This window comes from Flagellimonas sp. (assembly GCF_965215805.1).
Taxonomy (GTDB): Bacteria; Bacteroidota; Bacteroidia; order Flavobacteriales; family Flavobacteriaceae; genus Flagellimonas.
In genome coordinates this window covers 181,115-201,073 of the sequence record NZ_OZ244124.1, presented here as the reverse complement: position 1 = coordinate 201,073, position 19,959 = coordinate 181,115, and the positions used below count along the sequence as shown (strand labels likewise).

Genomic DNA, 19,959 nt, shown 5'->3' with positions numbered 1-19,959 from the left:
CGTTATCGATTTTTTAAATCAAACGTTTGTTCCTGAACGCGATACCAGAACCGGATTTGAGGTACCGCTCAAAATCATATGCCTTTAGCTTGTTGGAAAAAGTGGAAACATGGATTAATTCTATAGGTAACTTGTCTTTTGTAAAGGATATCTCGCCCTTTGCATGGGCCTTCAAACGCTGCTTTAAGCTAGCTGAGAATCCAGTATAAAACTGACCATTAGAGCATTTCAGAATGTAAACGGAATAAGGGAGTGCCATAAGATTTGGGTATAAATTGGACAGTGTCCACCGTGGCTCACCGCTTGGGAACGCCAGAATTTGAAGACCAGAAAGATATACATTTAAAGAAAAAAGCTCCCCTTCGCATAAAGCTTCGGGGAGCGTAGGTGGAGCCGGGGAGAATCGAACTCCCGTCCAAACAAGCAAAGTCAATGCTTTCTACATGCTTAGTCCTTGTTCAATTTTCGTGGCATGGCTGACCAAAGACCGCCTACCATACCCTTAGCTTCTTAAGTTTTACACTACTGCCGAAGCCGCAACAGTGCTATGTTGACTTTTATGGTGCCCCTAAAAAGGTCGCCATCAACAAGGGCTACCAAGGGACATTTAGCTTTCGCGCCTGGCGCGACTAGGCTAGGACTTACTATAATTCAGTCGATTAAGCAGCTAAAGCGTAGTTATTATCGCCATTTAAAAAGTTGAAATAAGAGATTTACGAGCATTAATTTCATAGCTCGGCATGCTTACATTGCCAGTGGTCTCGCTGTCAAAACCAGTCGGCCCCGTAATGAGTTAGGTAAGCTTTGCTTACCGTAAACGAATTACGTCCCGAACTAGCTTCGGGACAAAACCATTTAAATCTCATTTTTTTATCAAAGAACTATCGTCACTTCGAGTGTCCCGAACGTCTTTGGGATGTATCTAGAAGTGGGCGTTTACTCTTTCGCAAAAGCTTCAGAGTACCGGGCTATTGGCTGTACGCACCTTTGGCGGGTACCTGCCGCTATCCCTAACGCAAAATCATACAAATTCCGTACGTTTGCCATGCCTTTAAAACAGGGCAAGGCCTGCAAAGGTACCCCAAAAAGCATTCCAAAAAAAGTTTTGAAATCCTGCTTTCAATAAGTTATGTTTGTAACAATAGCAAAACAAAAAGTTATATAATTAATGAAATTCGGCCTAATCCAAGAGCGAAAGAACCCACCAGATCGCAGGGTGGTGTTATCCCCAACCGAATGTAAAAACGTATTGTCCAACTTCCCACAGGCAGAAATCCAGGTGGAAACTTCACCCATCAGGGTTTTTTCAGATCAGGAATATGCCGATGTCGATATCCCGGTAGTTCAGGATATAAGTCAATGTGATGTACTACTAGGTGTAAAGGAAGTTCCGATTGATGACTTGATTCCGAATAAAAAATACTTTTTCTTTTCCCATACCATCAAGAAACAGCCTTATAACCGAAAACTGTTGCAGGCTATCTTGAATAAAAATATCGAGCTCTATGATCATGAGGTGATTACCAACCCAAAGGGGCAACGTTTGGTGGCCTTTGGCCGATATGCAGGTATTGTGGGCGCCTACAATGGTATTAGAGCTTTTGGATTAAAATATGATTCGTTTCAATTACCCAAGGCGGAAACCCTGAAAGACCAACAGGCGTTGATCGATGAGCTGAACAAAATAAAACTACCCAATATCAAAATCTTGCTTACTGGCAGGGGAAGGGTAGGCAATGGGTCTCGTGAGATGTTGGACGCTATGGGCCTGAAAAGGGTCAATGTGGCCGAATACCTAAAAGAGGAGTTTGATGAACCGGTGTATTGCCAGATAGACGCTTCGGAATACAACAAAAGAAAAGACGGGGTTCGTGGCAACAAGGCTGACTTTTTTGCGAATCCAGAGGAATACAAGTCCAATTTTTTCCGTTTTGCGGAGGTAACGGACTTCTATATAGCCGGTCATTTTTATGGGGATGGTGCTCCCTATCTCTACACCAGGGAAGATGCCAAACATCCCGATTTTAAGATTAAGGTAGTGGCGGATATCAGCTGTGATATTGATGGACCTGTGGCTACCACCATTCGCCCATCTGAAGTAGCGGACCCCATCTACGGATATAATCCGCAAACCGAATCCGAGGTGGATTTTAAAAATCCCGATGCTGTAGCTGTGATGGCCGTGGATAATTTGCCTTGTGAACTTCCACGTGATGCCAGTACCGGGTTTGGGGAAGCCTTCTCCAAATATGTGATTCCTGCTTTTTTCAATGGCGATGAGGATGGCATTTTGGAACGCTCCCGAATGACCCAAAATGGAAAGCTTACCAAACACTATTCGTATTTGCAGGATTACGTGGATGGTCTGGAATAATTACTGCTTGGTCGAACAGTATGAGCGCCCTAGTACCTAGTTGAAACTTTTTACTATCTTGTTCATTCCTTTAAGATTAAGTAGTGAAATTCAACTGGCTAATATCTGGAACCCCTGATCCAGCAACAAAGAAGGTCTGTATTGACTTGGAATACAGACTGAGACCAAGAATCACCAAATTTCTTCTATCCCAGTTTGATGGGGATTACCTATTGGATTTTTCCAAATTCCATTTTGATGTGGACCTAAAAAACGAGTGGGTTTGGATTTCAGAGGAAACCCCTTATGACATCATAGAAAAGATCAAATCAGATTTTGACCGTGATATCAATGGCTCCGCTTTGTTCTCAGTAGCTTAGTTTTCCACCGTTAGTTCCCATTCAATAATGGGATGCTGTTTGGGAACCACGTAGGCTCCAACGGCTTCCAAAGAAAGTGTGATTTGCTCTTTTTGCTCCAGTGTTTTTATCTGTAACGTAACAGAACCTTGGGCTGGAAGTGTAAATAAGGGCGGATTGGAATAGAAATTATACGGCATCTTGTTTTGCAACAAGAGATTACTGCTCGAGTTATTCTTCAATTCCACTTTAACAATGGAAGTGTTGTTGATATAACAGGCCTTGCCAATTTCAATACATGATTTTATAAGGGGTTTCAAATTCTCTTCCTTGCCCACCAATAACTCGTTAAAAACAGCCACCGTACGACCGGCAAACAAGGCCTCCTTTAGGGATGCAGGTGTTTTCTCCTTGGCAAAAACCAGGGTAATGGGGCGGGCATGTCCTTTTTCCTTAAAGCGCCAATCCACCAATCCATGGATATCGCTCGTTCCCATGATGGTCAGGTTGTTTTCCAAGGCCATGGCCAAGGATTCCTCGGCATAATCCCTGTCATTAATAACCTCAATACCGTGGAGTTCCCCATTTTTGATCCGGTTTTTCTGGAAATCGCTCAGTTTGGGATTTCCGGTTGGATTTTGAGGATGCCAAGCGGGATGGTTCCAAAACACAAATGCCCCTTGTTTTTTGGCCGCAGCAAAAGCGTCTTCAGCCTTGTCCACAAGCAGCTTGTTTGCATCCGAAATGAATATGGCATTACTGTGGCCCATAGGTGCGTCCCTGGTAATTTCAGAGCCCGCAATTACCATCAGGTCATGGTCTTTGGCCTCTTGCAAGGCTATCTCATAAGCTCTGTTTCTATCTGGATGTGGAATGTCCGCGGAATGGGGCTGATATTCCAAATGTTCGGTCAATGAAACTGCATCCAAATTATCACGGAGGGCCTCCATTATCCGAATGGTAGGCCAAACATTTCCATCGGAAAAAACGGTATGTTGGTGAAAATCGGTTTTTAAGGTAACGTACCCTGGAACATCAGGATATGTTAATTCTCCCAAACTTTTATGGGAATGTTCTTGCGCAAATAATGTGGCGGATGCCAACAGGGAGAAAAATAGTGCATGGGCTTTCATAAGGTTGGTTTTTACCAAAGGTATAAAACCATGGAAACCAATGATTTGAAAAAGGAGTTTTCTCGTTTAAAAAATGGTTATCCTAGTGAAAAACATACCGTCCTGAATTTTCAGGACGGTTTTGCAAAAGCCATGAGGACTATTGAGCCCCGGACCAATCAATTTTTCTGGAAGTGAACATGATGGTTCCCAAAATAACAAAGAGTCCAATACTGCCCACCAACAAGGCGTAGTCTTCCAGTTGGATAATCACAAAAATGAACGTATACAAACTGAACATGGAACCCAAAACCAACAGGGTAAATTTGGAATTTTTGAGAATGGAACGGGAGTAAGTGGTGATCAATGCAACCACCGCCGCTCCTGATATCAAATAGGCGAACAAATAATTTTGGTGTTCTGAAATGGAAATTAGCAGGGTATAGAACATGATCAAGGCCAAACCGATCATCAGGTATTGAAACGGATGGATGGCAATTTTACTGCTGATTTGTATCAATAAAAACACCAGTAGCGTCAACCCTATGATCATAAGCCCATATTTACTGGTGCGTTCCGTTTTTTGATAATCGTCCACAGGAACCATGAATTCCGTCCCAAATGAAAAGTCGGAAAGGTTGGGTAAATTGTCAAAAAAATACTGCCCAAACCTTCGGTTGGTTTCCAATACCTTCCATTGGGCCTCAAATCCCAACGGGCTAATTTTTTTGCCCTCGGTTTCAGGTAAAAAGTTACCGTTAAAGCTAGGCGAATGCCAGTTAGATTTCATGAAGACCTGGGTTTCTTTCCCGATGGGAATAAACTGAAGGGAACTACTCCCATTAATATCAATCGTTGATGAAAATGAAAGGGGTTCATTTTGAATGGACGCAATTTCATTAAGAAATCCGGATTCAAGCGTGTTCATATAGGTGTTGTCAAACTTGGGTTTCAGAGCGTATTCTTCTTTCCCAATTTTTACTTTTACCGTGTTCCTTATGCCTTTGAGATTGCTGGTTTTGAACAATACGGTTGCTTTGTCCCAAAGGATGTTCTCGTCCGCAATTTCCTTTACGGAAAAGTTAAGCTTCGCGAATTTACCTTTGATTTGGGTCTTGGCGTTATAGACCACAGATTCGTAAATACCCCGTTCCAGAGGCTGTGTTTTTACGTTGGAATTAATCTCTAGGTCCCAGGGAAAAAAGTAGGCAACATGTCTTTCCGGTTTTTGGGAGGTCAAAAAGGTTTTTGTCTTTTCGTCGAACACTTTTTCCTCTACATAAACATGGTAGGGGACTTTTAAGATGGGACCATTGAGAACCACTTGGTTTCCCCATTTGGTGTTTATTTCCTCAATAACCTCCGTTTGTCTAAAGCCTCTTTCCCTTATCAGGTCCTTAACAAATCCCAAGGGGATCAAAAGAATAAGGATGAGGAAGCCTACCATCAACATTTTGGCCGAAATGGAGTTTCTAAACCAGTTTCCGATTTTCTGTTTTTGCGATGTCATTTTTTATATGTTTTAAAAGTACTTTGAATTACAAAGTATATAGTTAAAAAAATTATGTTTGTTTTCTAATGAGTTGTTCCAGCGCCCCTATATGTTTTTTGAACGCCATTTTACCCAAGGATGTAGCGGAATATCGGGTGTTAGGTTTCTTCCCGATAAAGGACTTTTCAATTTTTATGTACTCCGCTTTTTCCAAGGTTTTGGTATGGCTGGCCAGATTGCCATCAGTGACCTCCAATAGCTCTTTTAACCTATTGAAATCCACTTCCTCGTTGACCATTAGAATGGACATGATACCCAACCGTATACGATGGTCAAAGAGTTTGTTTATGTTATCAATTAGCCCCATGTTATGCCTTTTCTTCCTTGAAATAGATTAAGCTGCCATATATGATATGGAGCAAGCCAAAACCTATGACCCAAAACCAAAAACCGTAGCCGGGAAGGGCAGCGCAGATCAATCCAAGAATAATTTGAAGATAGCCTAAATATCTAACGTTGCCAATGGTGTATTTGGCTGCATTGACAAGGGCTAGCCCATAAAAGATAAGCATTAGGGAGGCGGTTAATCCGTAATGTTGACTGTTGAGTTTGATCAAGATATAGATGCCACCCGTAATCAAGGGAACCAAAAAATTGATTAGGAGTCTTTTGGTGGTTTCATCCCATACCTTTTCATTGTTTTTTTTAGCCTTTTTGGAGGTCAACAGGTAAGCTGTGACTGCACTCAGCACGGCCACTGCGATTAAAATTCCAGCAATCATTTTAAAGTTCCAACTGTGCAAAACAACATAATCGCCCTTGGGTAAAAAGAACATATAGGCAACAAATGCGCCTGTTATGGCATAGAGGCCAGCTAATATCCCTGATAGGCCGCTAAGGGAAATAAATCGGGAGGAGCGATTCATCAAATCCTTGATCTGGGAGATGTCTTCCAAGTATTTTTTTGATTCCATTTTAAAGTACTTTGAAATTCAAAGTTAACTAAATTTCCCACTCCTCCAAGATTTTTGGTTTTTTTTGGGAACATCAACTTATTTTTAGCCTATGAATCCGGCCGAAGATTATATTCTTGACCAAAAAGAACCTTTTAAATCCATATTGCTACAATTGCAGGTTCTTATAGAGACCACCATTCCGGAAGTGGAGCTGAAGTTCAAATACAGGATTCCATTTTACTATTTGGATGGAAAACCCTTTTGTTATCTAAATGTTCCAAAAAAGAAAGCTTATGTAGATGTAGGGTTTTGGAGCTCTGCCCATTTGACCGTCCATCAGGACAAAATGGTTACCGAAGGAAGAAAGGTGATGAAATCCTTGAGATACCCAAGTTTGGATCATTTGGATGCCGAAGTATTGATTGAAGTGCTCCAGAATGCGCTGGAAGTCAATCACAAAGGGTTTTGGAAGTAATCTAAAGTCCGTTGATGGTTCTTCGAATCGCGACCAAATCCGTAAGCAACTTTTCCAGCAAACTAAGATCCAACATATTGGCGCCATCACTTTTAGCATTGGCAGGATCAAAATGGGTTTCCATAAAAAGTCCATCCACACCTGCTGCAATACCGGCACGGGCCATGGTGCCAATCAATGCTGGTCTACCACCGGTAACCCCTGAAGATTGATTGGGTTGTTGTAGACTGTGGGTCACGTCCAAGACCACAGGAGCGTACTGTTTCATGGTGGGAATGCCCCTAAAGTCAACCACCATGTCTTGATAACCGAACATGGTGCCACGATCGGTTATCCAAGCTTTGTCACTTCCAGAATCCGAAACTTTTCTAACCGCATGTTGCATGCTTTCCGGGCTCATAAATTGCCCTTTTTTTAGGTTGACCACTTTTCCTGTTTTGGCCGCCGCTACCACCAAATCGGTTTGACGTACCAAAAAGGCAGGGATTTGAAGCACGTCCACATATTCAGCTGCTTTGGCGGCATCAGAAACTTCATGAATGTCTGTTACGGTGGGCACTTTAAAGGTTTCCGAAACTTTTCTCAGGATTTTAAGTGCTTTTTTATCCCCAATACCAGTAAAGGAATCAATTCTACTTCGGTTGGCTTTTTTAAAACTCCCTTTGAACACATAGGGTATTTCCAGCTTATTGGTGATTTCCACCACGCGCTCCGCAATGCGAAGGGCCATGTCTTCACCTTCAATGGCGCAAGGACCCGCCAAAAGGAAAAAATTATCGCTTTTTGTATGTTTTATCTGGGGAATTACGTCTAACTGCATGCACAAAGAGTTTGTGCAAAAATACTATTTTGAACAAGGAATAGTTTTAATAGTGCCAAATTAACCTACAATGTTTAGAATTCATGTGATTACAGTGCTGTTCTTCTCCATTTTGGGGTATGGCCAGTATGGGAAAAATTGCGAGGTAAGGCAGTTCAAGCTCAATGTTGCCAATCCTGGTTTGGAGTACGAAATGGGATTGGGGGTCAACAGTACGTTGGATGTTCGCATTGCTTGGCAGGCAGCGTTGGAGCCCGCAAGTTCAGAACCCTTGGAAAACTATGACTTTTTTCCAGCCATAACTGTCCAAAACAGATATTACCACAATTTTAATGGCAGGCAAAGACGCGGCCGGGATATCTATGGAAATTCCGGTAATTATTTGGCGCCAACAGTTGCCTTATTTTCTCCGGACGCCCGAGTGGTTGAGGGAAGAACGATAGACGGAGTACACGGCTATGGTGGTTTGGTATATGGGGTTCAACGCAGTTTTGATGCCGGCCTAAGCTTCTCCATTGATGCTGGAGCAGGATATTATTTAGGTCCTTTTGAAGGCGGTATCCACCCCGTGGTAAACCTGAGCATTGGATGGATCATTAGTGAAAAACGTTGGTGTGTGGGGCGATAGTGATTTAAATCAATAGACGCTTTATGGCATCCATATACCCACGGCTGACTCTTACAACGTCACCATTTTCAAGGGTAACATCGTAGCTTTTTCCGTATTTGTTCAGTTCTTGAACCTTGTCCAAATTGATCATGGAGGATCGGTGTACCCTTAAAAACAATTGCGGATTCAATTTTTTTTCCAAATCCGAAATCCCAAAGTTGCTCAAATATACTTGTCCCACCGTATGAATTCTGGAATAGTCCCCATAAGCTTCGATCCAAAGAATCTCCTCACACTTTATTGTAATGAGCTTTTTGTTGAATTGAACCAATACCCGTGTGGGATAAGTGGTATCTTCCATAAAAATACTCTGGGCCAACGCACCTAACTTTTCGTTTTCCCCATTTAAGCGTTCCACGGCAATTTTAAATCGCTCCTTGGTATAAGGTTTGAGCAAATAATCGACAGCGTGGACCTCAAAAGCCTTGAGGGCATATTCATCATAGGCGGTTGAGAAGATGATTTTGGGAATTTCCTCCAAATGGTTGAGCACCTCGAAGCCAGTTTTGCCTGGCATTTGGATATCCAAAAAAACGAGGTCAGGTTTGAATTTATTGATTTCGGCTATGGCATCCACTCCGTTGTTCACTTCCGCAATCAGCACAAGATCGGGGTAATCCTGGAGGTACTCTTTAATCAAGACCCTTCCGGCATTCTCATCATCCGCAATAATGACCTTCTTCATAAGGCAAAACTAATTTTAAGGCCTTGGGGCTCATTGTCCAAAATTTCCATCTGGGATTGATACATTTTCTGGAGACGTATCCTTGTGTTGGTAAGTCCCACCCCTTTGTCAAACAGATTCGCTTTGTCCTTTATCCCAATGCCTGTGTCCGCTATTTCAAACTTCAATTTACCATCTTCCTTAAAAATGGAAATGGCAATGGTTCCGCCTTTCAAGGTGTTGGATATGCCATGTTTCACCGAATTTTCAACCAATGGTTGTAGCAACATAGGTGGAATTTGCTCTTGATATAGATTTTTGGGCACATTGATTTCTATGGTCAAGCGCTCTTCAAAGCGAGCTTTTTCCAGTTGCAGGTACTTTTTAACAAAATCCAACTCCTCTTCCAAGGTGACCAGCTCTTTTTTGGAAGCCTTAAGCTGGTAGCGGAACAAGTCGGACAAGGTAGCTATAAGTTGTCTTGTCTTTTCCTGTTTGGGGGGTACGGAAGCGTTAATGGTATTAAACACATTATAGAGAAAATGGGGATTGAGCTGAGCTTTGATTGCAGCTAATTCGCTTTTCAGGGCCGCCTGCTTCAATTCCCCTTCGAGCTTCAGTTTTTTCTGGTTTTCCTGATAATGCTCATACCCATGGTAAATTCCAAATTGAATCAGGTAGAACATGGCAGGAATGTAGAGATCCCATACTTCTGCGGAACCTGTAAGATGAAACCATTCCAATGCTTCGCAGACATTATAATAGATAATTCTGGAAACGTAAATGAATACTGGAAGGAAAATCACGTGCAGCGAAAGTCGCAACCATAACTCCTTATGTTTTAGCTTAACAAAAAGCAACCACCAGATAGGAATGGTAAACAATAAAAAGATACCATACTGGAGTCCGCCGCCGTCCACAAAGGCCTTGATTCCCAGCAAAGTCACATTCACATCCGCATGGTCAGCTGCACTTAGCCATACCGTTAAGTGGTAAAAAAAGGAGGACACCACATAAAAGGCCAATACCATAAGAATTTCTTTCACGGAAATGCCCCACAAGATTTTTCTGCGCATAATCAAATCTTTTTTGGAAGATACTAACAAAATGAAGTTGGTTAAAGCTTATTCTGACGAGATGCCGTATAGAACGACGGATGGTCCGGGCCATTTAACCGGAAATGGGCCAACTCATCAGATTCTACTTTCATAGGTGTAACCAATGGAGAAATTTTGAGTATTTAATTTTAAATCCGAAATCATGAAGCTTTACATCGCACTCCTTTTCCTTCTTACTGTTGGTACCACCTCGGCCCAATCCATAAAAGGTAATGTGCAATCCGAAACGGGTATTCCCATTCCTTATGCGGCTGTAACCCTTAACTCTGTCTTGGATGGAAGTTTGGTCAAAGCTACCATCAGTGCTGAGGATGGAACCTTTGAACTCAAAGGGATTTTATCTGGGGAATATCAATTCAAGGTTTCCAGTATTGGCTATGCTGATAATGACAGAAAATTGAATTTCCAAGGGGGCACTCGGAACTTGGGACCGGTAATCTTGTTGGAAACAGCAGAAAATCTGGAAGAGGTAACCGTAGTTGCCGAGAAACCCATGGTTCAGGTCTTGGCGGATAAAACAGTGTTCAATGTGGAAAATACCATCAATGCCACAGGAACCAGCGCCTTTGAACTGTTACGCAAAGCACCAGGAGTGATTGTGGACAACAACGGGAGCATTATTGTGGAAGGTAAAACTGGGGTTCAAATTTTCATAGACGGAAAACCTTCTGTTTTGCAAGGGGAGGACCTGACCAATTACTTGGAGAGTCTTCAGGCAACCGATGTTGAGGCCGTTGAGATAATTACCCAGCCTTCCTCAAAGTATGATGCTGCGGGAAACGCTGGAATCATCAACATCAAGCTAAAAAAAGACAAAAGTCTGGGAACCAATGGCACCTATACCTCAGGATTGACCAATGGGGATTTTGCAAGGTTCAATTCCAGCCTAAATTTTAATAACAGGGGGAAAAAGGGAAATTTTTATGGAACCTATAGTAACAGGTTTGGGAAAAGCACGAGGTTCATCAATCTGTACCGAACCCAGGTCAATACCCAATTTGATGCCGAAACCAATAGTGTATATGATCGTAACAGCAACAATGTTAAACTGGGCTACGATTATTACATTGATGATAAAAATACCATTGGGGCCATATTTAATGGAAATTTCAACAACGGATTTAACACTGATAATTCCAGAACACCCATAAGACCTGTGGAGACGATTCAGGTGGACAGTATTTTGGTGGCATTGAACCAAATAGACAATACTTCATATAACATTAACGCTAATCTGAACTATCGATATTCCGATACTTTGGGATACAGTTTTAATGTGGATTTGGATTTCGGGAAATACAATAGTGATAGAAATGCATACCAGCCCAACCGATATTTTGATGCAACTGAAACACAAATATTTGCAGAACGGGTGACGCTCCAGGAAACCCCAATTGACATAGATATTGCAACGGTAAAAGCAGATTATGAACAGAATTTTCTGAAAGGAAAATTAGGGGTGGGTTTTAAATTCTCCCATGTGAATACCGACAATACCTTCGACTTTTTTAATCAGGTTGGTGACCAGAATGTCCTGGACCCCACCCAAAGCAATCAGTTCAGCTATAAGGAAAACATAAATGCGGCTTATTTCAATTACAACAAAAAATGGGGAAAATGGAACATGCAAATGGGCTTGCGAATGGAAAACACTATATCGGATGGTAAACTCGAAAGTACCCAGGACAATGCTGATGAGCGGGTAGAACGAAATTATGTGGATTATTTCCCTTCTGGCGGATTGACATTTCAAATGAACCGCAAAAACCAGTTTGCCTTGACCTACAGCAAACGGATTCAAAGGCCCAATTATCAATCCTTAAATCCTTTTGAATACAAATTGAATGAGCTTTCCTTTGGAAAGGGCAATCCATTTTTGCAACCCCAGTATACGGATAACGTCAAACTTTCCCACACCTTCAATTATCGGTTGACCACCTCCCTGAGCTATTCCTACATTTCTGATTTTTTTGCCAAGGTAACTGTTGCAGAAGGGGAGAGCACCAACTTTTTGACCACCTTGAACGTGGCTGATCAGGAGGTGATCAATCTGGGAGTTTCGTATCCAAAGAAGATTTATGAGTGGTGGAACCTTTATTTTAGTTTGAATGCCTACATCAGTGACTACAAACCAACAAGTCCCGAATTTTTAGCGGTGAAACAAGAAACATTAAGTTTCTATGCCCAGAATACATTCACCTTATCCAAGGGTTTTAAGATGGAAGTTTCAGGTTGGTTTAGTTCCCCGTCCATTTGGGGCGGAACCTATGCCACCAAATCCTTGGGGTCTTTGAATTTGGCTTTTCAGAAGAAATTTTTTGATGATAAGGTCACTGGAAGATTGTCGTTTAACGATATTTTATACACAGTTCCTTGGCGTGGCACCACGCAGTTTGGCAATCTATTTATAGATGGTAATGGCGGTAGCGATTCCAGGCAGATGGCCTTTAGTTTTACCTACGATTTTGGAAGAAACGAGATAAAAAAGGCTAGAAAGCGCAAGACAGGATTGGAGGACGAAAACAAACGTATTGGAAGTTAGGGGTTTAGATTTTTGGTTCGGTCTTTGATAAAAAAACCGCATAACCAAAAATTAAACAAAATGAAGATTTCCAACTTTTGTGCTTTTCTCTTTTTTCTTCCTGCACTGCTTTGTTCCCAAACAAATAAAAATGTCGAAGATCATCAATTTACGGTGAATGTATTGTTGCCGGGAGTGGTGTATGAACACGGAATTTCGCAGAATTCAACCTTAACCGCTGAAGCTACAATTGGCTTTGCGTACCGGGATTCCGATTTTTTCGGCTCTGGTTTTGGGGTTTATCCCATTGGAAAATTGCAGTATCGGCACTACTACAATTTTCAACAACGCTTGGATTTGGACAAGAAAATATCCGAAAACACGGGAAATTACATCGCCCCAACTATAGGATTGCAAGGTGGGAATGCCGTCTTGGGAGATTTGGATTATTCGTCAGACTTCTTTGCGGTTGTAGGCGCAGTGTATGGTTTGCAGCGGGTTGGAAACAAAGGACTCAGTTTTCGATTTGAGGTGGGACCAGCCTATTTCTTTGACGAATTCGATGATGATTTTGGATTGTTCGTAGCCATTAAATTAGGTTGGGTTATTCGCAAAAATCGATAAGAGCAAACTTCCTCATAATCAATAAGATAAAAATAACAATTCTTAAGGGGCGCAAGTAAAAAATAGCAGTATCTTTGCGGGCTTAAAATTCAGCTTATGTCCAAGATTAAGAACATTGCAATCATAGCGCACGTGGACCATGGTAAAACTACCTTGGTGGACAAGATTATGTACCACTGCCGTTTGTTTCGGGATAACGAAAACAAAGGAGACCTGATTTTGGATAACAACGATTTGGAACGCGAGCGTGGGATCACGATTGTATCCAAGAACGTTTCCGTAGTCTATAAAGACACCAAAATCAACATTATTGACACTCCTGGTCACGCAGATTTTGGGGGAGAAGTTGAAAGGGTACTGAATATGGCAGATGGCGTTTTATTGTTGGTGGATGCCTTTGAAGGACCCATGCCACAAACGCGTTTTGTGTTGCAAAAGGCCATTGATTTGGGCTTGAAACCTTGCGTTGTAATCAACAAGGTGGACAAGGAAAACTGTACTCCTGAAGAAGTACACGAAAAGGTTTTTGATCTCATGTTTGAGCTTGGAGCGGAAGAGTGGCAGCTGGATTTTCCAACGGTGTATGGTTCTGCCAAGCAAAATTGGATGAGTGAGGATTGGCAGAAACCAACGGACAACATAGAACCACTTTTGGATATGGTCATTGACCATGTGCCGGAGTTTAAACCGGAAGAAGGTTCAACCCAAATGCTGATAACTTCCTTGGATTTTTCTTCGTTTACTGGTCGAATTGCCATTGGTCGTTTGCAACGAGGTACACTGAAAGAGGGACAGCAAATTTCTTTGGTTAAAAGAGATGGAAGCGTTGTCAAAACCAAAGTCAAGGAGCTATTCACTTTTGAAGGGCTTGGACGTCAGAAGGTTGCAGAAGTAGTTGCTGGGGATATTTGCGCCATTGTTGGTGTTGAAGGTTTTGAGATAGGTGATACGGTTGCGGATTTTGAAAATCCAGAAAAATTAAAGACCATCGCCATTGATGAACCCACCATGAGTATGCTGTTCACCATTAATGATAGTCCATTTTTTGGTAAGGATGGTAAGTTTGTGACTTCAAGACATATTAAGGAACGTTTGGAGAAAGAACTGGAGAAAAACCTGGCCTTAAGGGTGGAGGAGACGGATAGTGCCGACAAGTTCATGGTTTTTGGAAGAGGTGTCTTGCATCTTTCGGTTTTAATTGAGACTATGCGTAGGGAAGGCTACGAACTTCAGATTGGACAGCCCCAAGTAATCATCAAGGAAATTGATGGGCAAAAATGCGAACCTGTAGAGCATTTGACCATAGACCTCCCAGAAGAAGTTTCAGGAAAAGCTGTGGAGATGGTTTCCATCCGAAAAGGGGAGATGACCAGTATGGAGGCCAAAGGTTCCCGTATGCTTTGTGAATTTGTGATTCCATCAAGGGGAATAATAGGTCTGCGTAACCAATTGTTGACGGCCACTGCCGGGGAGGCCATTATGGCACATCGATTTTTGGAATACCAACCCTTAAAGGGAGAGATTGCCCAGCGTATAAATGGATCGTTGGTTTCCATGGAAAATGGTACCGCCATTCCGTACTCTATAGATAAACTTCAAGAGCGGGGTAAGTTTTTTATTGATCCGGGAGAGGATATTTATGAGGGACAGGTAATTGGTGAAAACTCGCGAGGAGATGATATGACCATTAATGTTACCAAAACCAAAAAGCTATCCAACGTGCGATCGGCTGGTGCCGATGATAAGGCCAAAATTGTTCCAGCCATCAAGTTTTCATTGGAGGAGGCTTTGGAATACATCCAGAAGGACGAGTATGTGGAGGTAACCCCCAATCACCTACGTCTTAGAAAGATCTATCTGAAAGAGGTGGATAGAAAAAGGAACAAAATCGATTAATGTTTCGTACTAAGATTCAAGTGTCCGTGGTGTTGTTCCCGTAAACAGGCAACAGCAGGACCGATGATTCCTGCATGATTCATTAATTCCGCTTTGACCACCTCGGTTTCAATAGTGATCAAATGACTGAATTCCTTCCACTTTTTGGAAGTTCCACCACCCACAATGATCAAGTCAGGAGCAGTGATCAATTCCACATAATGAAGGAACTTATTGAAACGCTTGCCCCATTTTTCATAGCTTAGATTTTCCCGTTCCTTGGCCGAGGCGGCTGCCCATTGCTCAATTTTCTTGTACTTTTTATAGGGAATTTGACCCAATTCAAAATTGGGGAGTAGAATACCATTGTAAAACGCACCACTACCCAATCCTGTTCCGATGGTAATCATAAGAACCAAGCCTTTTCTGCCTTTGCCCACCCCATAGTTCATAGAGGCATAGCCCGCGGCATCGGCATCATTGAGTACCGTAAATTCATGGCCGGTTGCCTGGGTAAAAAGTTCGTCGATATTGACACCTACCCAGCTTGAATCCAGATTTCCAGCAGAGGTGCAAACACCTTTTTTGACTATGGTCGGGAAGCCGCAGCCCACTGGACCTTCATAATTGAAGTGATCCACAATTTGCTTGACAACTTCTGCCATATCATTGGGTTTGCGTCCTTCAGGTGTAGGAATTCGAAATCGTTCAGAAACCATTTCACCGGTTTCGGCGTTCACCAGGGCACCCTTAATGCCTGATCCGCCAATATCAATACCAAGAATTTCCATGAATGGAGTGTAGATTTAATTTTGACAAAGAAACAAAAATCTTTTTGCCATCAAAGTGTTGATTTGTTGGATTTTCCAATTGTTATCAACGACCAAAATACTATGGAGTAAACCCAAATTTTCCAATGAATTTGGTTTGTTCTTGAGTTCAGTAAGTTCGAAATGGTAACCTGTGAATTGTGTTAGGTCTTAATCCTTGAGCAAATGTTTAGACAGCTTTTTGGATGACTTCAAAAACCTTACTGCCATCGCATTTGAGTGTTTTGTGCGGATATTTCAATATCAGGGCATAGTCGTGAGTGGCCATGATAATGGTTCTGCCTGTTTGGTTGATATCCTGCAAAACCTTCATGACCTCTACGCTGGTTTGCGGGTCAAGGTTCCCGGTAGGCTCATCGGCCAAAATAATTTCGGGATCGTTCAGGAGTGCTCGCGCTATGGCAATACGTTGTTGCTCTCCCCCTGAAAGTTCATGAGGAAACTTAAAACCTTTGGTTTTCATTCCCACCTTATCCAAAACTTCCTCAATTTTTGCATCCATTTTGGAGTCGTCCGTCCATCCAGTGGCCTTGAGCACAAATCTGAGGTTGTTGTTTACATTTCGGTCGGGGAGCAGTTTAAAATCTTGAAATACGATGCCAAGTTTGCGTCGTAAATAAGGAATTTCCTTCTCCTCCAGATTTTTCAGGTCAAAATCTACAATGGTACCCGTTCCTTGCTTCAAGGGTAAATCGGCGTAAAGCGTTTTCATGAAACTGCTCTTCCCACTCCCAGTTTTACCGATTACGTAAACGAATTCCCCTTTTTTTACTTGTAGGGTGATGTGGTTTAGGATAAGATTTTCACTTTGAAAGACGGCGACATCCTGTAATTTTAGTATCGTTTCAGACATTTAAGGCAAAGGTTTATAAGGTTAAGCATTTGTTTTGCTCCTTGGGAACCAAGATTTTAACTCAAAAAAGTGGTCAAAACCTATTCCAAAGTTACCATGTTTAAAATTAATTTGGACAGGACAATGGCTCTTTTCGATTTATTAAAAATATACTTTGGCTTGAATTTTGACGTTATGGTAACAGTCAATCGAGAACAGCGTAGAACACTATGAGTCGAAAAAGCTTCCTTTTAGTTCCCATTTTTCTGGGAACTGTTTCAATTCTTTTTGCCCAAGAGACCCAGGTATTTTCCCATGAAGACAAGGCCTTTCAAGATGCTTTGGCCTTGTACAACAATCAACAGTACCAAGCCGCCCAGACTATTTTTGAAAAGGTAAAGACCACCACTTCCGATGGTGAGACAGAAGCCAATAGTGCTTACTATGCGGCCAATGCAGCTATTCGATTGAACCAACGAGGAGCGGATAAAATGATGGAGGATTTTGTGGAGCGCTATCCCACATCCACCAAGCGAAATTCGGCTTTCTTGGATGTGGCCGATTATTATTTTGAGACGGGTAAATACCCATATTCCCTTAAATGGTATAAAAAGGTAGACCAGTCCGCCATGTCCAATGCGGATAAGGAACGCTTCAATTTCAACAACGGCTATGCATTGTACGCCTCCAGAAGACCAAAGGAGGCCGAACGCTACTTGAGCAGGGTGAGTACTTCCCAAAAATATGGCTCCCAGGCCAAGTACTATCTTGGATATATTGCCTATGAACAGGATGACTACGATGAGGCCAGTGCCCGATTTGATCAAATCACAGACCCTGAGTTACTTAACGAAAAGCTCTCCTATTATCAAGCAGACCTAAATTTCAAGTTGGGCAATTTTGAGGAAGCTATCGCCATGGCCAAAAAGCAACTACCCAAATCAGACCGTAAGGAAGTCTCGGAACTGAACAAGATTATTGGGGAAAGCTATTTCAACCTAAAAAAATATGATCAGGCCCTCCCGTATCTTAAGAAGTACAGGGGACGAAGAGGTAAGCTCAGCAATACGGACTACTACCTGATGGGTTATAGCCATTATATGCAAGGTGATTTTGAAGGAGCCATACAGCAGTTCAATAAGATTATTGGAGGAACCAATAGCGTTTCCCAAAACGCCTATTACCATCTGGCAGAATGTTATCTCAAACTCGATAAAAAATCGGAAGCTTTAAATGCATTCAGAAATGCTTCCCAAATGGACTTTAGTCCAGAAATAGCGAAGGATGCATTGCTCAACTATGCGCGTTTGAGTTACGAAATTGGAAATGCCTACGAGCCCGTTCCCCAGGTCATGAGCTCCTATTTGGAAAAATATCCAAAGGATGAACACCAACAAGAAATACAGGAACTTTTGGTGGATTCCTATATTACTTCCAAGAATTTTGAGGGAGCCATGGAGCTTTTGGAAAAAAACAAGGGTTATGCCAGCAAGGAGACCTATCAGAAGGTTGCTTTCTATCGCGGGGTTGAATTGTTTTTGGATGGCGATTATGAGGATGCCGTTGAGCGTTTTTCCAAGTCCATAAAAAGTGCGGAAAACCCAACGTTTGAGGCGAGGGCTCAATACTGGATGGCGGAGAGCAACTATAGGTTAAATCGATTTGAAGAGGCTTTATCTGATTTTGGTAAGTTTGAAGGCAATCCTGCCGCAAGGAGGAATTTAGAGGAGTATCAGGATTTGGATTACAATCTGGGGTATTGCCATTTTAAATTGAAGGATTACAATAAGGCCGTTTCGCATTTTAAAAAAGTGACAACCGCTGGCGGGACGAATGAAAAGACCAACGACAGTTATGTGCGTCTGGGGGATAGTTACTTTGTGACCAGTAAATACAATTCAGCGCTCTCTGCCTACAATGAGGCTTCAAAAATGAATGGCCCAGAAAGAGATTATGCGGCTTTTCAAAAGACCCTCTGTCATGGATTTATGGGGAAGAATTCCACAAAAATTGAAGGGATCAACCAATTTTTGACCCGTTATCCCAAATCTTCCTTACGGGACGATGCGTTATTCGAGTTGGGGAATTCCTATATCAAATCGGATAATGAAAGTTTGGGATTGCAGAGCTATGATCGTTTGATTGAAGAGTTTTCCAGGAGTAAGTTTGCACCCCGCGCCATGTTACGCCAGGGATTGGTGCACTACAATGCCAACAGAAATGGTCAAGCACTGACCAAATTAAAAGCGGTGGTTCAGAAATACCCGAATACCCAAGAGGCCAAACAGGCCGTGGCCACGGCAAAATTGGTGTATGTAGATGAGGGTAGGGTAAGCGAATATGCCGCTTGGGTAAGAAATCTCGATTTTGTGGAAGTAACCGATGCTGAGTTGGACAATGCCAGTTTTGAGGCAGCGGACAGAAAATATGCTGAGCGAAAAACGGATGCCGCCATCCGTGCTTTTGAAGATTATTTAAAGGAGTTTCCAGCTGGAATCCATTCCCTACAGGCAAATTTTAATCTGGCACAGCTGTATTTTGGGAAGGAGATGAAAGACCAAGCATTGGAAAAATACTTGGTAGTGGCCAATAGCGGAAGTGGCGAATACACCGAACAGGCACTAACCAGGGTGTGCGAGATTTACGTGGGAAAACAGGACTACCAAAAGGCCATTCCTTATTTGGAGCAATTGGAAAATACTGCGGAAATAGCCCAAAACAGGACTTTTGCCCAATCCAATTTGATGAAGGGTTATTATGGGCAAAACAATTACAGCAAGACCATTGCGTATGCAGAAAAGGTGTTGAAAGCGCCTAAAATTGACAACCGAATAAAAAGTGATGCCCAGATCATGATTGCCCGATCCGCGATAGCTACTGAGGATGAAGCCTTGGCGGAGACGGCATATAGCGAGGTCAAAAAAATTGCCACTGGTGAGTTGGCGGCCGAAGCTTGGTATTATGATGCGCTCTTTAAGCATAAAAACCAGGATTTTGAAAGTTCCAATACCGCGGTGCAAAAATTGGCCAAGGATTATTCCGCCTATAAAGAATGGGGCGGTAAAGGTTTGATCATAATGGCTAAGAACTTTTATGCGTTGCAGGATGCCTTCCAGGCCACCTATATTTTGGAAAGCGTGATTTCCAATTTTTCGGAGTATGATGAAATTGTGGCGGAGGCCAAAGGGGAACTGGCATTGATCAAATCCAGGGAGGCCCAAAGCAATTCATCCGTTGATCCAGGCAATTAATACGAGA

At 42.3% G+C, this 19,959-nt stretch carries 18 protein-coding genes and 1 other RNA gene; 8 read left to right on the top strand and 11 right to left on the bottom strand.

The features are described from left to right. Positions 1-13 precede the first annotated feature (13 nt). Positions 14-433, bottom strand: coding sequence for a GIY-YIG nuclease family protein (locus ACOOE0_RS00850; RefSeq protein ID WP_420400604.1), 420 nt, complete (start codon positions 431-433; stop codon positions 14-16). Then, positions 386-785, bottom strand: a transfer-messenger RNA (tmRNA) gene (gene ssrA, locus ACOOE0_RS00845). Before ssrA ends, ACOOE0_RS00850 begins: the two co-directional genes overlap by 48 nt. Before the next feature lie 383 nt (positions 786-1,168). Here ssrA and ACOOE0_RS00840 point away from each other — a divergent pair. Both ACOOE0_RS00840 and ACOOE0_RS00835 read left to right on the top strand, forming a co-directional pair. After that, on the top strand, positions 1,169-2,374 hold the full coding sequence (locus ACOOE0_RS00840; RefSeq protein ID WP_420400603.1) for an NAD(P)-dependent oxidoreductase: 1,206 nt from the start codon (positions 1,169-1,171) through the stop codon (positions 2,372-2,374). 83 nt (positions 2,375-2,457) lie between these two features. Then, positions 2,458-2,733: a hypothetical protein gene (locus ACOOE0_RS00835; protein WP_420400602.1), complete on the top strand. Its 276-nt coding sequence runs from the start codon at positions 2,458-2,460 to the stop codon at positions 2,731-2,733. Here the strand turns inward: ACOOE0_RS00835 and ACOOE0_RS00830 are convergent. The 4 genes from ACOOE0_RS00830 to ACOOE0_RS00815 all read right to left on the bottom strand — a co-directional run bounded on the left by ACOOE0_RS00830 (position 2,730) and on the right by ACOOE0_RS00815 (position 6,290). Continuing rightward, the gene (locus ACOOE0_RS00830) at positions 2,730-3,845 is read right to left on the bottom strand and encodes an Sb-PDE family phosphodiesterase (RefSeq protein ID WP_420400601.1); all 1,116 of its coding nucleotides are present in this window, start codon (positions 3,843-3,845) and stop codon (positions 2,730-2,732) included. The genes ACOOE0_RS00835 and ACOOE0_RS00830 overlap by 4 nt on opposite strands. Before the next feature lie 139 nt (positions 3,846-3,984). After that, positions 3,985-5,334 (bottom strand): cell envelope integrity protein CreD, encoded by a 1,350-nt coding sequence (gene creD, locus ACOOE0_RS00825; protein ID WP_420400600.1) that lies wholly within the window; start codon positions 5,332-5,334, stop codon positions 3,985-3,987. A gap of 52 nt (positions 5,335-5,386) precedes the next feature. Then, positions 5,387-5,683, bottom strand: a complete 297-nt coding sequence (locus ACOOE0_RS00820) for a winged helix-turn-helix domain-containing protein (protein ID WP_420400599.1) — start codon at positions 5,681-5,683, stop codon at positions 5,387-5,389. A 1-nt stretch (position 5,684) separates the two neighbouring features. Continuing rightward, complete coding sequence (locus ACOOE0_RS00815; RefSeq protein WP_420400598.1) at positions 5,685-6,290, bottom strand: hypothetical protein; 606 nt, start codon at positions 6,288-6,290, stop codon at positions 5,685-5,687. A gap of 91 nt (positions 6,291-6,381) precedes the next feature. On the opposite strand from ACOOE0_RS00815, the gene ACOOE0_RS00810 reads away from it, so the two are divergent. Beyond that, positions 6,382-6,747 carry a DUF1801 domain-containing protein gene (locus ACOOE0_RS00810; RefSeq protein WP_420400597.1) on the top strand — a complete coding sequence of 122 codons (366 nt, stop codon included), beginning with the start codon at positions 6,382-6,384 and terminating at the stop codon, positions 6,745-6,747. Position 6,748: 1 nt separating this feature from the next. Here the strand turns inward: ACOOE0_RS00810 and kdsA are convergent, their stop codons facing one another. Further along, on the bottom strand, positions 6,749-7,567 hold the full coding sequence (gene kdsA / locus ACOOE0_RS00805; RefSeq protein WP_420400596.1) for a 3-deoxy-8-phosphooctulonate synthase: 819 nt from the start codon (positions 7,565-7,567) through the stop codon (positions 6,749-6,751). 70 nt (positions 7,568-7,637) lie between these two features. Between kdsA and ACOOE0_RS00800 the strand changes: the two genes are divergently transcribed. Then, positions 7,638-8,195, top strand: coding sequence for a hypothetical protein (locus ACOOE0_RS00800; RefSeq protein WP_420400595.1), 558 nt, complete (start codon positions 7,638-7,640; stop codon positions 8,193-8,195). A gap of 4 nt (positions 8,196-8,199) precedes the next feature. Here the strand turns inward: ACOOE0_RS00800 and ACOOE0_RS00795 are convergent, their stop codons facing one another. Together ACOOE0_RS00795 and ACOOE0_RS00790 are read right to left on the bottom strand one after the other, a co-directional pair. After that, positions 8,200-8,922 carry a LytR/AlgR family response regulator transcription factor gene (locus ACOOE0_RS00795; protein ID WP_420400594.1) on the bottom strand — a complete coding sequence of 241 codons (723 nt, stop codon included), beginning with the start codon at positions 8,920-8,922 and terminating at the stop codon, positions 8,200-8,202. Next, entirely contained in the window at positions 8,919-9,977 is a 1,059-nt protein-coding gene (locus tag ACOOE0_RS00790) for a sensor histidine kinase (RefSeq protein ID WP_420400593.1), read from the bottom strand. Before ACOOE0_RS00790 ends, ACOOE0_RS00795 begins: the two co-directional genes overlap by 4 nt. 184 nt (positions 9,978-10,161) lie before the next feature. Here ACOOE0_RS00790 and ACOOE0_RS00785 point away from each other — a divergent pair, with 184 nt between their 5' ends. The 3 genes from ACOOE0_RS00785 to typA all read left to right on the top strand — a co-directional run bounded on the left by ACOOE0_RS00785 (position 10,162) and on the right by typA (position 15,060). Beyond that, positions 10,162-12,561, top strand: a complete 2,400-nt coding sequence (locus ACOOE0_RS00785; RefSeq protein WP_420400592.1) for a TonB-dependent receptor domain-containing protein — start codon at positions 10,162-10,164, stop codon at positions 12,559-12,561. 60 nt (positions 12,562-12,621) lie between these two features. Then, a complete protein-coding gene (locus ACOOE0_RS00780; protein ID WP_420400591.1) occupies positions 12,622-13,164 on the top strand; it encodes a hypothetical protein in 543 nt (180 codons plus the stop codon). Positions 13,165-13,260: 96 nt separating this feature from the next. Next, positions 13,261-15,060, top strand: a complete 1,800-nt coding sequence (typA, locus tag ACOOE0_RS00775) for a translational GTPase TypA (protein ID WP_420400590.1) — start codon at positions 13,261-13,263, stop codon at positions 15,058-15,060. Here the strand turns inward: typA and ppgK are convergent. Together ppgK and ACOOE0_RS00765 are read right to left on the bottom strand one after the other, a co-directional pair. Then, the gene (gene ppgK, locus ACOOE0_RS00770) at positions 15,057-15,830 is read right to left on the bottom strand and encodes a polyphosphate--glucose phosphotransferase (protein WP_420400589.1); all 774 of its coding nucleotides are present in this window, start codon (positions 15,828-15,830) and stop codon (positions 15,057-15,059) included. The genes typA and ppgK overlap by 4 nt on opposite strands. A 208-nt stretch (positions 15,831-16,038) precedes the next feature. Then, positions 16,039-16,722 (bottom strand): cell division ATP-binding protein FtsE, encoded by a 684-nt coding sequence (locus tag ACOOE0_RS00765; protein ID WP_420400588.1) that lies wholly within the window; start codon positions 16,720-16,722, stop codon positions 16,039-16,041. Between the two features lie 209 nt (positions 16,723-16,931). On the opposite strand from ACOOE0_RS00765, the gene ACOOE0_RS00760 reads away from it, so the two are divergent. Next, positions 16,932-19,952, top strand: coding sequence for a tetratricopeptide repeat protein (locus ACOOE0_RS00760; protein WP_420400587.1), 3,021 nt, complete (start codon positions 16,932-16,934; stop codon positions 19,950-19,952). Positions 19,953-19,959 lie beyond the last annotated feature (7 nt).